The 13,126-nt window shown below is 68.9% G+C and carries 9 protein-coding genes and 1 pseudogene; 4 read left to right on the top strand and 6 right to left on the bottom strand.

The features are described from left to right. Positions 1-262 precede the first annotated feature (262 nt). From gabT to OG302_RS12660, 4 genes are all read left to right on the top strand, one after another. Positions 263-1,597 (top strand): 4-aminobutyrate--2-oxoglutarate transaminase, encoded by a 1,335-nt coding sequence (gabT, locus tag OG302_RS12645; RefSeq protein ID WP_371526889.1) that lies wholly within the window; start codon positions 263-265, stop codon positions 1,595-1,597. 392 nt (positions 1,598-1,989) lie between these two features. Next, entirely contained in the window at positions 1,990-2,670 is a 681-nt protein-coding gene (locus OG302_RS12650) for a phosphatase PAP2 family protein (protein WP_371526890.1), read from the top strand. Between the two features lie 21 nt (positions 2,671-2,691). Then, on the top strand, positions 2,692-5,196 hold the full coding sequence (locus tag OG302_RS12655) for an McrB family protein (RefSeq protein WP_371526891.1): 2,505 nt from the start codon (positions 2,692-2,694) through the stop codon (positions 5,194-5,196). A gap of 1 nt (position 5,197) precedes the next feature. Further along, on the top strand, positions 5,198-6,496 hold the full coding sequence (locus tag OG302_RS12660) for an McrC family protein (protein WP_371526892.1): 1,299 nt from the start codon (positions 5,198-5,200) through the stop codon (positions 6,494-6,496). A gap of 332 nt (positions 6,497-6,828) precedes the next feature. Here OG302_RS12660 and OG302_RS12665 read toward each other — a convergent pair. From OG302_RS12665 to OG302_RS12690, 6 genes and pseudogenes are all read right to left on the bottom strand, one after another. Then, positions 6,829-7,833: pseudogene (locus OG302_RS12665) on the bottom strand (chitinase); the annotation flags it as partial. Positions 7,834-8,101: 268 nt separating this feature from the next. After that, a complete protein-coding gene (locus OG302_RS12670) occupies positions 8,102-8,596 on the bottom strand; it encodes a hypothetical protein (protein ID WP_371750102.1) in 495 nt (164 codons plus the stop codon). 150 nt (positions 8,597-8,746) lie between these two features. Continuing rightward, positions 8,747-10,165: an NAD(P)/FAD-dependent oxidoreductase gene (locus OG302_RS12675; protein WP_371526893.1), complete on the bottom strand. Its 1,419-nt coding sequence runs from the start codon at positions 10,163-10,165 to the stop codon at positions 8,747-8,749. A 29-nt stretch (positions 10,166-10,194) separates the two neighbouring features. Then, positions 10,195-10,998: an ABC transporter permease gene (locus OG302_RS12680; RefSeq protein WP_361837916.1), complete on the bottom strand. Its 804-nt coding sequence runs from the start codon at positions 10,996-10,998 to the stop codon at positions 10,195-10,197. Further along, positions 10,998-11,927: an ABC transporter permease gene (locus OG302_RS12685; protein ID WP_371526894.1), complete on the bottom strand. Its 930-nt coding sequence runs from the start codon at positions 11,925-11,927 to the stop codon at positions 10,998-11,000. Before OG302_RS12685 ends, OG302_RS12680 begins: the two co-directional genes overlap by 1 nt. Further along, complete coding sequence (locus OG302_RS12690; RefSeq protein WP_371526895.1) at positions 11,924-13,084, bottom strand: ABC transporter ATP-binding protein; 1,161 nt, start codon at positions 13,082-13,084, stop codon at positions 11,924-11,926. Before OG302_RS12690 ends, OG302_RS12685 begins: the two co-directional genes overlap by 4 nt. Between the last annotated feature and the right edge of the window lie 42 nt (positions 13,085-13,126).

A 13,126-nucleotide genomic window follows, 5' to 3' on the forward strand; every position in this document is an offset into this window, starting at 1 on the left:
GTCAATCTAGTGCCCCCGCAGGGGGAGTTCACCGGATACGCGCCCGGGACCTGCGGGAACACCCTGACGTGGGCAGGGTGCCGATGGGGACGAAAGCCGCACCCCGCCCACGGGCCGCTATGTCCATCACGGACAACCGCCACGCCGAAAAACTCCCCCGTGGAGCATGCCCGCCCCCACGCTCCGCCCCTAACCTGCGAAAGAAAGCAGCAACGAAAGCCAGCATCGAGCGTCCGCCTCGCCCCACCCCCAGGAGCACCCCATGACCGCACTTCCGCAGGAGCGCCGCGTCGTCACCGCCATTCCCGGGCCGAAGTCCCAGGAGCTGCAGGCCCGCCGTACCGCCACGGTCGCCGGCGGCGTGGGTTCCGTGCTGCCCGTCTTCGCGGCGCGCGCGGGTGGCGGCATCATCGAGGACGTCGACGGCAACCGCTTCATCGACTTCGGCTCCGGCATCGCCGTGACGTCGGTCGGCGCCAGCGCCGAGGCCGTCGTACGCCGGGCGACCGCGCAGCTCGCCGACTTCACGCACACCTGTTTCATGGTGACGCCGTACGAGGGGTACGTCGCCGTCGCCGAGCAGCTCGCGGAGCTGACGCCGGGTGACCACGCGAAGAAGTCCGCGCTCTTCAACTCCGGCGCCGAGGCCGTCGAGAACGCCGTCAAGATCGCCCGTGCGCACACCAAGCGCCAGGCGGTTGTCGTCTTCGACCACGGCTACCACGGCCGTACGAACCTGACGATGGCGCTGACCAGCAAGAACATGCCGTACAAGAACGGCTTCGGGCCGTTCGCGCCCGAGGTCTACCGCGTCCCGGTGGCCTACGGCTACCGCTGGCCGACGGGCGAGGAGAACGCCGGTCCCGAGGCCGCCAAGCAGGCCATCGACCAGATCAGCAAGCAGGTCGGCGCGGAGAACGTCGCCGCGATCATCATCGAGCCGGTGCTCGGCGAGGGCGGCTTCATCGAGCCCGCGAAGGGCTTCCTGCCGGAGATCGTGAAGTTCGCCAACGACAACGGCATCGTCTTCGTCGCGGACGAGATCCAGTCCGGCTTCTGCCGCACCGGCCAGTGGTTCGCGTGCGAGGACGAGGGCATCGTCCCCGACCTGATCACGACGGCCAAGGGCATCGCGGGCGGCCTGCCGCTCGCCGCCGTCACGGGCCGCGCCGAGATCATGGACGCCGCGCACTCGGGCGGCCTCGGCGGCACCTACGGCGGCAACCCGGTGGCCTGCGCCGGTGCGCTCGGCGCCATCGAGACCATGAAGGAGCTCGACCTCAACGGCAAGGCCAAGGCCATCGAGGCGACGATGAAGGCCCGCCTGAACGCCATCGCGGAGAAGTACGACATCGTCGGCGACGTCCGCGGCCGTGGCGCGATGATCGCCATCGAGCTGGTCAAGGACCGCGCCACGAAGGAGCCGAACGCCGAGGCGACGGCCGCGCTCGCCAAGGCGTGTCACGCGGAGGGCCTGCTCGTCCTCACCTGTGGCACGTACGGCAACGTCCTGCGCTTCCTGCCGCCGCTGGTCATCGGCGACGACCTCCTGAACGAGGGCCTGGACATCATCGAGGCGGCGTTCGCCCGCATCTGATCACCTCCCCCGCGGACGAGCCCGCGGACGTGCTCGGCGGAGCCGGGATCACCCCAAAGGGGGAAGATCCCGGCTCCGCATGTGTCCGAGCGCGGCCTGACGTGTGTGTACGGCGCGCGGTGCGAGAACCGTGACCTGGAGTGACCGTCAGGGCGTGTGAAGAAGGTGTGCGGGACCCATGCCGGGTTGCCGTTCCGCCTGTCGGCCCGTCACCACCTGACGTACGGTTTCTGCAGATGAGAGAAACACCCCGCCCACAGGGGACTGTGGGCGACACCGGGACGGAGCCTCCCCAGCCCCGTCTTGGTCGTGCCCTCGCGCACACACCCGGAGTCACTGGCTCCGGAACTCCTCACCGATCGGACGGCCGCCCGCCCCAAACCCCCCGGGGCGTGCGGCACACCGGTCAGGTCGGCCGCCTCGGAACTACCCCCCCTGTTCCGGGGCGGCCGACCATTTTCCTCTTCGGCCTCTGCGCGCTGCTCTTCGCGCTCATCACCTGGCAAGTGATCGCCGACGGCCCCCTCCGCGACGCGGACGAGCGGCTCGGCCCCTGGATCACCGGAAGCCGCCTCCCGGACGGCGCCGCCGAGTTCCTCGCCGATCTGGGCGGGGTCGCCGTCGCCGTCCCGTTCCTCGCCGCCGCCATCGCCTACACGTCGTGGCGCGGCCACCGGGCCGGTACGTTCCGCTGGTGGCTGGCCCCGGTCGCCGCCGCCGTGGCCATGGCCGCGGTCCCGGCACTCGTGATCCCGCTCAAGGAACTCATCGGCCGCACCGGCCCACCCGGCATGGACGGCAACGGCTACTACCCCTCGGGCCACACCGCCACCGCCCTGGTCGCCTACGGCGGAGCGGCCCTGCTCCTGCTGCCCCACCTGCGCGGCACCTACGCCCGACGCGAACTGGTCATCGCCTGCGCCCTGTTGAACTTCGCGGTCGGCCTCGGCCTGGTGCGGCGCGGGTATCACTGGCCCCTGGACGTGGTGGCCAGCTGGTGCTTGTTCGGGATGGTGCTGCAGGGCGTGGCGCTGGTGGTGGCGCGGTACGGTCGACGCCCGATCGAGGAGTGATCCAGCACGCGAGGGAGCGTCATGGCCGACGAGCAGGAGCGGGTGGCCGTCACCTATGAAGGACACGACTTCGCGCTCACGCCGTCGCCGGGTGAAGTGGTCCTGCCGCTCAACGGCCGCAAGATGCATCACGATCTCCGGTGCTCGCACCTGACGGACTCCGAGGTTCTGCCCCGCTTCCCCGACCCGGACAGACTCCTGTGGCGCCGGATCCTCGACTCGGCGCCGTCCGGCGACACCGAGGGCCGCATCAAGTTCGCCCGGAGCATCGGGCTGCTCGGTGGTTCCGGCCAGACGATCATCGGTCTGTGCAGCTGCGTCCTCAAGTCCATCTCGCCCACGCAGGCCGAGACGATGCGCCCTTGGCCGCTCGCCGAGGCGAGAGCCGCCTTCGACGGCGCCGGCTGCGAGGAGACCCTGCGGAAGCGGGACGACGCGGCGCGACAGATACGCGAAGCCTTTCCCTGGGAGGAGTGGCCCACTATGTCCTTGGAACGGTTCGCGCTCGGCCAGGGCGGCAGCAGCACGACCAAGCCGTACTGCTATCTGATCGAGTTCGGCAGCGATGCCCTCGGGAGCATCGCCGGCGGTTCGGCCCGTAAGCACCTCATCTACCGGAAGGGCCCGGACGGCGACTGGTGGCACGACTCGCGCTACGCCAATGCCGAGGAGGCCTGGGAGCACGTACGGGACGGCATCATCACGGCCGTGACCGCCGCCCGCGAGGGCCGCCTCGCCGACATCGACACCATCGCCGCGGTGCGCTCAGGTCCAGCCCTGATCGGCAAGACTCTGCGGATCTACGCTCCCGAGTCCAACCTCCCGATCTACGGGACGGGTTGGATCCAGCACTTCATCGAGCGGCTGACCTCGGAGCCCGTGCCCAAGCTGGAGGGGTGGGCACTACGGGCCAGGCTCAAGAACATCATCGACGCCGACGAGAGCTTCGCCGGGTGGTCGTACGACCTGGTGGTGTTGTTCCTCGAGTGGTGGGCCAACCCGCGGCGGACCCAGCAGATCGTGAAGATCGCCGCCGGGCACGACGGGGCCCTCTGGGACGACTGCCGCGCGGGCGGCTACATCGCCGTCGGCTGGGACGACGTACCGGACCTGCGGACCTTCGCCGACAAGGACGAGTTTCTGGCAGCGTTCACAGCGGCATACAACGACGAGTACAACGGCTTCAAGTCGAAGATCTCCGCGAAGGCCAACGAGGTCTGGAAGCTGCAGGGTCTACGGCCCGGTGACCTCGTGGTCGCCAACTCGGGGGCAAGTCAGATCCTCGGTGTGGGGCGCGTGACGGGTGAGGGCTACCAATGGCGGGAGGAGCGCGCCGACCACCGCCACACCGTCGGCGTCGACTGGGACGAGAGCTACGCCACGCGGCTCGACGAGCCTGAGCGGTCGTGGGCGACCGTCACCGTCAAGGACGTCCCGGCCGCGCTGTGGAACAGGATCCGGCGCGCGAAGTCGGCACAGTTCGACCCGTCGTCCACCGACGCGGAGGCCGCCACCGGCACTGCGGAGGCGGCAGCGGCAGCGGTGGCGGCGCAGCCGCTCGACGCCGAGCTGCGCCCCTTGGCCGATGCCCTCGAACGTCGCGGTCAGGCCGTTCTGTTCGGCCCGCCGGGCACCGGCAAGACGTACCTGGCCCTGCGCTTCGCGGTGCGCTGGCTGGGTGAGCTGTCCGGTGACCTGCCGGGCTCGGACCCGTACGCCGAACCGGGCACGGAGTCGTTCGGTGCGACGCTTGACGCGCTTTCCCTGGCGGGGCGCCTCACGATGGTGACCTTCCATCCGAGCTACGGATACGAGGACTTCGTCGAGGGGTTCCGGCCCGTGAAGAACGAGACACCGGGTGGAGGGCTCAGCCTCGATCTGACCTCCGGCGTCTTCAAGCGTGTGTGCGAGGCAGCCGCCGCCGATCCGGCCCACCCCTATCTGGTCGTCGTGGACGAGCTGAACCGCGGCCACCTCCCGAAAATCTTCGGGGAGCTGGTGACCCTGATCGAGAAGGACAAGCGCGGGCTCTCCGTCACACTGCCGCTCAGCCAGCAGCCGTTCCGCATCCCTCCGAACGTATTTCTGATCGGCACGATGAACACCGCGGACCGCTCCATCCGCACCCTCGACGCGGCGATCCGCCGCCGCTTCGCGTTCCTGGAACTGCTGCCCGATTCGGGCCCCCTCCAGGGCTGCCACGTCGGGGAGCTGCACCTCGCCGACCTCCTCGACGCCCTCAACCAGCGCATTCGGACGCTGCTCGACCGCGAGAAGCAGATCGGACACGCGTTCTTTCTGCCGGGCGGCGCTCCCGTCGACTCGGCCGGCGAGCTCGCGGGCATCATCCGCGGCGAAATCCTGCCGCTGCTGCAGGAGTACGCGTACGACGACTACACCCTTCTCGCGGCCTTCCTCGGTGACGACCTGGTGGACGCCGACACGCACACCCTGAAGGACCTCACGGACGACGGCCTAGTGACGGCGCTCTACACCGAGCTGCAGGTCAATGCCGGGGGCGAGTAACTTGCCTGCCAAGCCGGTGGTGCCCCTGCGGGAGTACGGCAGCACCGTCGTCCACGGTGTCCGGCTCAGCGAAGCGGACCGCCGTCTGTGCGCCTCCGGGCAGCTGGCCGAGCGCATGCAGATACGCGAACTCGCACGTGACCGGCTGGAGTTGACCGCCGGCCAGTACGTCGGTGTCGTCGAGCTCGACGCCTGCGAGATCCGCGTCCGGCCCAAATACCTGGGCGAGGATCTCGACGTGCTGCGCCTGGTCGCCTACGCGGCCGCGGGCGACTCCCCCTCGCTGGACGCACCGCGCTCCGTCGCCCAGGGCTCCCCGAACCTCCGGGACCTGGTGGCTCTCCTGGTCACCGAGCACTGCGAGCGGCTGCTCGCCCACGGCGTGCGCCGCGACTACGTAACCTTGGAGGAAGACCTTCCCGCGGTACGGGGACGGCTGCTGGCCGACCGCCAGATGCTGCGTCACCCAGGCCAGTTGGACCGCCTCGCATGCCGCTTCGACGAGCAGGAAGCCGACGTCCCGGACAACCGGCTCTGCGCGGCAGCCACCGACCTCGCGGCGCGCACCACCCGCTCCCCCGCCGTGCGCGCCAGGGCACGACGCGTGGCGGCACAGTTCGCGCAGTTCGCCCCGACACCGCTCGGCGACCCCCGTACCGCGGTCGCACGGATCGACTATCACCGGCACAACGAGCACTACCGCCCGGCCCACCGTTGGGCCGCGCTGCTCCTGACAGGTGGCGGCATCGGGGATCTGTTCGCACGCGGGCCTCTCGCCTCACGGGCGTTCCTGGTCGACATGAACAGGCTCTTCGAGTCGTTCGTGACCCAGCTGCTCACCGAGGCCTCGGCGGGCACCGGCTGCACCGTCCGGGGTCAGTCGCGCGAGCGCGGAGTGCTCCGGAACGAACTGACCGGGCTGCCTTACAGCGAGGTCAGACCGGACCTCATGCTCGTCGGCCACCGGGGCGGCGCCGCGTTCAGCCGGCCCGTCGACGTGAAGTACAAGCTGTTCGGCAGCGGGAAGAAACTCGGCACGGCCGATCTCTATCAGGCCTTCCTGTACGCCCACTCGCTCGCCAAGGAGCCTGACGGTGGGCCGCCGACCTGCGTGCTGTTGCACCCCGGCGGCCCGGTGGCACCTCGCGAGAGCGTCGCCGTGCGGCACTGGGGCGGCGGGACCTCAGCGCGCGTCCGGTCCTTGCCCCTCGAACTGCCGCCCTTGCTGGCCGCGTTGGCGGCAGGCGGACCGAGGAAGCAGGAGGCCCTCGCGCATGTGTGGGACCAGGCCGTGGCTTGACCACCCCACTTCCGCCCCTTTGCAGGTTGGCTGGCCACTCATTCCTGCCGACCTGCCGGGTGCACATTTCGATTCAACGATCTCGCCACGAGGCCAGAACGATCAGCCACAGGAAGGATCCGACGAATACGGTGGCGACAAGGAACGTCTGTGCCAGGTCAGTGCCCGGCGGGAAAGGCCTTGGACAGGACCCGTTGTCTCTTCAAAGTGGCGCGACAGAGACGCACGCTCGTCTCATTCCACGTTCCCAGGGGCCGGAGAGGGGTCACCGCACTTATGAAAGGGACACCCGAAATGCGAACCCACCCCCCTACCGGCCCCGGTGACCCGGCTCAGCCGAAGTAGCCGTCGAAGTTCTTCGAGAACTCCCAGTTGTTGTGGCGGTCCCAGTTGACCGACCAGGTCATCAGGCCGCGCAGGGCCGGCCAGGTGCCGTGGGTCTTGTACGTCCCGCAGTTGGTGCCCTTCGTCAGGCAGTCCAGGGACTTGTTGACCTCGGTCGTGGGGACGTGGCCGTTGCCCGCGTTCGTGGATGCGGGCATGCCGATGGCCACCTTCTCCGGGGGCAGCGCGGGGAAGACGTTGTTCGTGTCGCCCGCCACCGGGAAGCCGGTGAGCAGCATGTCGGTCATCGCGATGTGGAAGTCCGCGCCGCCCATCGAGTGGTACTGGTTGTCGAGGCCCATGATCGGGCCCGAGTTGTAGTCCTGGACGTGCAGCAGCGTGAGGTCGTCGCGCAGGGCGTGGATGACCGGGAGGTAGGCGCCGGCGCGGGGGTCCTGGCCGCCCCACTTGCCCGTTCCGTAGAACTGGTAACCGAGCTGTACGAAGAAGGTCTCGGGGGCCATCGTGAGCGTGAAGCCGCTGCCGTACTTGGACTTGAGGGTCTTCACGGCCGCGATGAGGTTCACGATCGACGGGGTCTTCGGGTTCTTGAAGTCCGTGTCGTCGGCGTTCAGCGAGAGGGAGTGGCCCTCGAAGTCGATGTCCAGGCCGTCGAGCCCGTACTCGTCGATGATCGCGGAGACCGAGGAGACGAAGGTGTCGCGGGCCTGGGCGGTGGCCAGCTGGACCTGGCCGTTCTGGCCGCCGATGGAGATCAGGACCTTCTTGCCCGCCGCCTGCTTGGCCTTGACCGCGGCCTTGAACTCGTCCTTGGACTCGACACCGGGGCATTCGGTCCGCGGACAGAGGTCGAAGCGGATGTCGCCGGAGGTGGCCGACGTCGGTTCGCCGAAGGCGAGGTCGATGATGTCCCAGCTCTCGGGGACGTCCGCGAGGCGGGTGTAGCCGGACCCGTTGGCGAAGCTCGTGTGGAGATAGCCGACGAGGGCGTGGCCGGCTGCCGCTTTCGGTGCTGGAGCTGCCGAAGGGCCCGCCGAGGCCTCGGTGGCCAGCAGGCCGGATGCGGCGAGCGCGCAGGCCGTGGCCGCGGCCACGGTGAGACGTCTGATGCGGCATGTGAGGGGATGCGGCGAGGAACGGTCCACAACTGCCTCCGGGCATGGGGGGATAGGAGGGTGGGCCGCTCAATTTGGTCCAGACCAATCAAGTTGTCAAGGTCTCGTCAAGACCTGTTCCGCCTACTCCCGATCTGTTCCTCGTCTACTCCTGCGGCTGCTCCCCGTCCCGCGGTACCAACTGCGCCGCCGCCTCATGCATCGCGAGTTCGAGAAGTGCCGGATCCGTCAGCGTGCCCGAGCCGTCGGGCGGGACGAGCCAGCGGACACCACCCGTGGACCGCCCCGGGTAAGGGACCACGATCCACGTGCCGCTGCCCGCACCGCGTACGCCCGTGCCGATCCAGCGGGCCACCGTGCCCGCCGGGACGAAGAACCCCATGCGGGAGTCGCCGAAGTCCGCGAGCACGGGGCCCGGACGGTCGATGCAGCGGGTCAGTACGTCGAGCGTGGGATAGCCGAGTTCGCCGGGAAGGATGAGTACGTCCCAGAGCCTGCCCGCAGGAAGGAGCGCCACCCCGAGGGGGTTGCGCTCCCATTCCCAGCGGCAGGCCTCCGGATCCGGCGCAACCGACACCAGCCATTCGACCGCCGACTTCGCTCCCGAGCCCGACCCCGAACCCGAGCCCGATCCAGTCATGCCAGTCATGGCGGGACCTCCCTCTCTCCTGTGCGGCAGTTGTGCCTGTCACAGGAGAGAGGGAGGTCCGGCCGCAGCATTACGCGGGTTCCGGGAACTTGTTGACGAAGAGTCGACAGGAGGCCGTCAAAGCCACCGAACCCCTACTGGTCAGCTGTCGAAGCCCAGGCCCAGCTTGTCCATGGTCTTCAGCCACAGATTGCGCCTGCCGCCGTTCTCGTCAGCCCGGGCGAGCGACCACTTGGTCAGGGCCACGCCCGTCCACGCGAACGGCTCGGGCGGGAACGGCAGCGGCTTCGTGCGCACCATCTCCAGGGACGTACGCTCCGTGCGCTCGCCCGAGAGCAGGTCCAGCATGACGTCGGCGCCGAAGCGCGTGGCCCCGACACCGAGGCCCGTGTAGCCCGCCGCGTACGCGACGCGGCCCGCGTGGGCCGTCCCGAAGAACGCCGAGAAGCGCGAGCACGTGTCGATCGCGCCGCCCCACGCGTGCGTGAACCGGACCCCCTCAAGCTGCGGGAAGCAGGTGAAGAAGTGGCCCGCGAGCTTCGCGTACGTCTCGGGGCGGTCGTCGTGCTCGGCACGCAGCTTGCCGCCGAACGGATAGATCGCGTCGTAACCGCCCCACAGGATGCGGTTGTCGGCGGAGAGCCGGAAGTAGTGGAACTGGTTGGCGCTGTCACCCAGGCCCTGGCGGTTCTTCCAGCCGATGGCCGCGAGCTGCTCCTCGGTCAGCGGCTCCGTCATCAACGCGTAGTCGTAGACCGGGACCGTGTAGGCGCGGACACGCTTGACCAGCGAAGGGAAGATGTTCGTGGCGAGCGCGACCTGCCGGGCGCGGATCCGGCCGTACGGGGTGCGTACGGCCATTCCGGCGCCGGACGAGACGAGTTCGAGGGCGGGCGTGTGCTCGTAGACGCGTACGCCCTTCTCCAGGCAGGCGCGCTTGAGGCCCCAAGCCAGCTTCGCCGGGTGGAGCATGGCGACGCCCTCGCGGTCCCAGAGGCCGCCGAGGAAGGTCGGCGAGTCGACGTGCTCGCGCAGGGCGTCCGCGTCGAGCAGCTCGGAGCCGCCCGCGAGGCCGTGCTCCGCCATCTCCTCGTACATCTCGTGCAGTTCGGCGAGCTGGTGCGGCTGGGTGGCCACGTCGATCTCACCGGTGCGCTCGAAGTCGCAGTCGATGGAGTAGCGCTTGACGGCCGCCTCGATCTCGTCGAGGTTGCGGGCGCCGAGCTCCTCGAGCCTGGCGATCTCGCCGGGCCAGCGGGACAGGCCGTTCGCGATGCCGTGGGTGAGGGAGGCCGCGCAGAAACCGCCGTTGCGGCCGGAGGCGGCCCAGCCCACCTCGCGGCCCTCGACCAGGACCACGTCGCGGCCCGGGTCGCGCTCCTTGGCGATGAGCGCGGTCCACAGTCCGCTGTAGCCGCCGCCCACGACGAGCAGGTCGCCCTGCACGTCACCGGTGAGGGCGGGCTCGGCGCGTGGTTTGCCGGGGTCGTCCAGCCAGTACGAGACCGGCTGGGCGTCGGAAAGGGACTTGGTCCAACGGGTCATGGCGCTTGGGGCCATGATTTCCACTCCTTCGGAACGGCCGGGTATTACCGGGCCTGCTTGTTGCGGCGCTTGGAGACGATCATGCCGCCGAGCACCAGGAGAACGGCGACGAGGAACATCGCCGTACCGATCACATTGATCTGAACGGGCGTACCGCGCTGTGCCGATCCCCAGACGAACATGGGGAAGGTCACGGTGGAGCCCGCGTTGAAGTTCGTGATGATGAAGTCGTCGAAGGAAAGCGCGAAAGCGAGCAGCGCGCCCGCCGCGATGCCCGGTGCTGCGATCGGCAGCGTGACCCGGACGAAGGTCTGCACGGGGCCCGCGTAGAGGTCCTGCGCGGCCTGTTCCAGGCGCGGGTCCATGGACATCACGCGCGCCTTGACGGCGGTCACCACGAAGCTGAGGCAGAACATGATGTGGGCGATGAGGATCGTCCAGAAGCCGAGCTGCGCGCCCATGTTGAGGAAGAGCGTGAGCAGCGACGCGGCCATGACGACCTCGGGCATCGCCATCGGCAGGAAGATCAGCGAGCTCACCGCGCCGCGCGCCCGGAAGCGGTAGCGGACGAGCGCGAAGGCGATCATCGTGCCTAGCACGGTCGCGCCGATCGTCGCCCAGGTCGCGATCTGCAGGCTCAGCGAGAGCGAGCCGCACATGTCGGCGACACCGCAGGGGTCCTTCCAGGCGTCGAGCGAGAATTCCTGCCAGGCGTAATTGAAGCGCCCCTTCGGCTTGTTGAAGGAGAACACCGTCACGACGACATTCGGGAGCAGCAGATACGCGAGCGTCAACAGACCCGCGATGACGACGAATTTGCCCCGGAGCCAGCGGAAGAAGGCAGCCATCAGACGAGATCCTCCGTCCCGGACTTGCGGATGTAGAAGGTGACCATGACGAGGATGGCCGCCATGAGGATGAAGGAAAGGGCCGCGGCCGTCGGATAGTCCAGGATGCGCAGGAATTGCGTCTGGATGACGTTGCCGACCATGCGGGTGTCGGTGGATCCGAGCAGATCCGCGTTCACGTAGTCGCCCGCCGCCGGAATGAAGGTGAGCAGGGTCCCGGAGACGACGCCCGGCATGGAGAGCGGGAAGGTCACCTTGCGGAAGGTCGTGGACGGCTTCGCGTAGAGGTCGCCGGCGGCTTCGTGCAGGCGGCCGTCGATGCGCTCCAGGGAGGTGTAGAGCGGCAGGATCATGAACGGCAGGAAGTTGTACGTGAGTCCGCAGATCACCGCCAGTGGAGTCGCGAGGACCCGGTCGCCGTCCGTCACGCCGAGCCAGCTGGTGACGTCCAGGACGTGCAGCGTGTTGAGGGCGCCCACGACGGGGCCGCCGTCCGCGAGGATCGTCTTCCACGCCAGCGTACGGATGAGGAAGCTGGTGAAGAACGGCGCGATGACCAGGATCAGGATGAGATTGCGCCAGCGGCCCGCGCGGAACGCGATGAGATACGCGAGCGGATAGCCGAGCAGCAGGCACAGGATCGTGGCGGAGCCCGCGTACATCACCGAGCGCAGGAACTGCGGCCAGTAGTCGTTCAGGGCGTCCCAGTAGGTGGCGAAGTGCCAGGTGACCTTGAAGCCGTCTTCCAGGGAGCCCGTCTGGACGGACGTCGATGCCTGGTAGACCAGCGGCAGCGCGAAGAAGACGACGAGCCAGAGGATGCCGGGGAGCAGCAGCCAGTAGGGGACGAGGCGGCCCCGCTTGCGGATCTTGCGCGGCGGCTCGTCCGGCTCCTGCGCCGGGGGCGCCTTGGTGAGGGTGGTCGTCATGCGGAGGCGTCCTCCTCGACCTTCTCGACGCCCGCGTCGATGTCCTGGGCGGCGTCCAGGCCGAAGGTGTGGGCGGGGTTCCAGTGCAGGACGACCTCGACGCCGGGGACGAGGCGGGTGTCGCGCTCGATGTTCTGGGCGTAGACCTCGAAGTCCTCGCAGAGCGGGCTGTTGACGACGTACTGCGTCGATACACCGATGAAGCTGCTGTCGGCGATGCGGCCCGTGATGCGGTTGCGGCCCTCGGGGATCTGCCCGGCCTCGTCGGCGTGCGTGAGGGAGATCTTCTCGGGGCGTACGCCGAGGATGACCTTGCCGCCGGTGGTGGTGGGGGCGGTACATCGGGCGGCGGGCAGGACGAGCTTGCCGTCGCCTGCCTTGAGGGTGAGGTCGTCGCCGCTGCGGCCCGCGATCTCGGCCTCTATGAAGTTCGAGGTGCCGAGGAAGTTGGCGACGAAGGTGGTGCGGGGGTTCTCGTAGAGGTCGGCGGGGGCGCCGAGCTGTTCGACCTGGCCCGCGTTCATCACCGCGACCTGGTCGGCCATCGTCATGGCCTCCTCCTGGTCGTGGGTGACGTGGATGAAGGTGATGCCCACCTCGGTCTGGATGCGCTTGAGTTCGAGCTGCATCTGCCGGCGCAGCTTCAGGTCGAGTGCGCCGAGCGGCTCGTCGAGGAGGAGCACCTTGGGGTGGTTGATCAGAGCGCGGGCGACGGCGACGCGCTGCTGCTGGCCGCCGGAGAGCTGGTGCGGCTTCTTGCGGGCCTGCTCGCCGAGCTGGACGAGGTCGAGCATGTCGCCGACCTTGCCCTTCACGGACTTGATGCCGCGGCGGCGCAGGCCGAAGGCGACGTTCTCGAAGATGTCGAGGTGCGGGAAGAGCGCGTACGACTGGAAGACGGTGTTGACGGGCCGCTTGTACGGCGGCAGCGCCGTGACGTCCTGCTCGCCGAGGTGCACGGTGCCGGAGCTGGGCTCCTCCAGGCCCGCGATCATGCGGAGCGTGGTGGTCTTGCCACAGCCGGACGCGCCGAGCAGCGCGAAGAAGGAGCCCTGCGGCACGGTGAGGTCAAGGGGGCGGACGGCCGTGAAGGAGCCGTATGTCTTGCTGATCCCGGTGAGGCGGACGTCGCCGCCGTGTTCTGTAGCAGTCGTCATGGTGCGTCCAGGGGTCGAGGGGAGAGAGTCGAGGGGACTACA

The organism is Streptomyces sp. NBC_01283 (assembly GCF_041435335.1).
Taxonomy (GTDB): Bacteria; Actinomycetota; Actinomycetes; order Streptomycetales; family Streptomycetaceae; genus Streptomyces.

Excerpts from the sequence above, each read along its gene's own strand:
- OG302_RS12675 (WP_371526893.1), bottom strand. The coding sequence starts at position 10,165 with ATGGCCCCAAGCGCCATGACCCGTTGGACCAAGTCCCTTTCCGACGCC.
- gabT (WP_371526889.1), top strand. The coding sequence starts at position 263 with ATGACCGCACTTCCGCAGGAGCGCCGCGTCGTCACCGCCATTCCCGGG.
- OG302_RS12680 (WP_361837916.1), bottom strand. The coding sequence starts at position 10,998 with ATGGCTGCCTTCTTCCGCTGGCTCCGGGGCAAATTCGTCGTCATCGCG.
- OG302_RS12690 (WP_371526895.1), bottom strand. The coding sequence starts at position 13,084 with ATGACGACTGCTACAGAACACGGCGGCGACGTCCGCCTCACCGGGATC.
- OG302_RS12655 (WP_371526891.1), top strand. The coding sequence starts at position 2,692 with ATGGCCGACGAGCAGGAGCGGGTGGCCGTCACCTATGAAGGACACGAC.
- OG302_RS12670 (WP_371750102.1), bottom strand. The coding sequence starts at position 8,596 with ATGACTGGATCGGGCTCGGGTTCGGGGTCGGGCTCGGGAGCGAAGTCG.
- OG302_RS12685 (WP_371526894.1), bottom strand. The coding sequence starts at position 11,927 with ATGACGACCACCCTCACCAAGGCGCCCCCGGCGCAGGAGCCGGACGAG.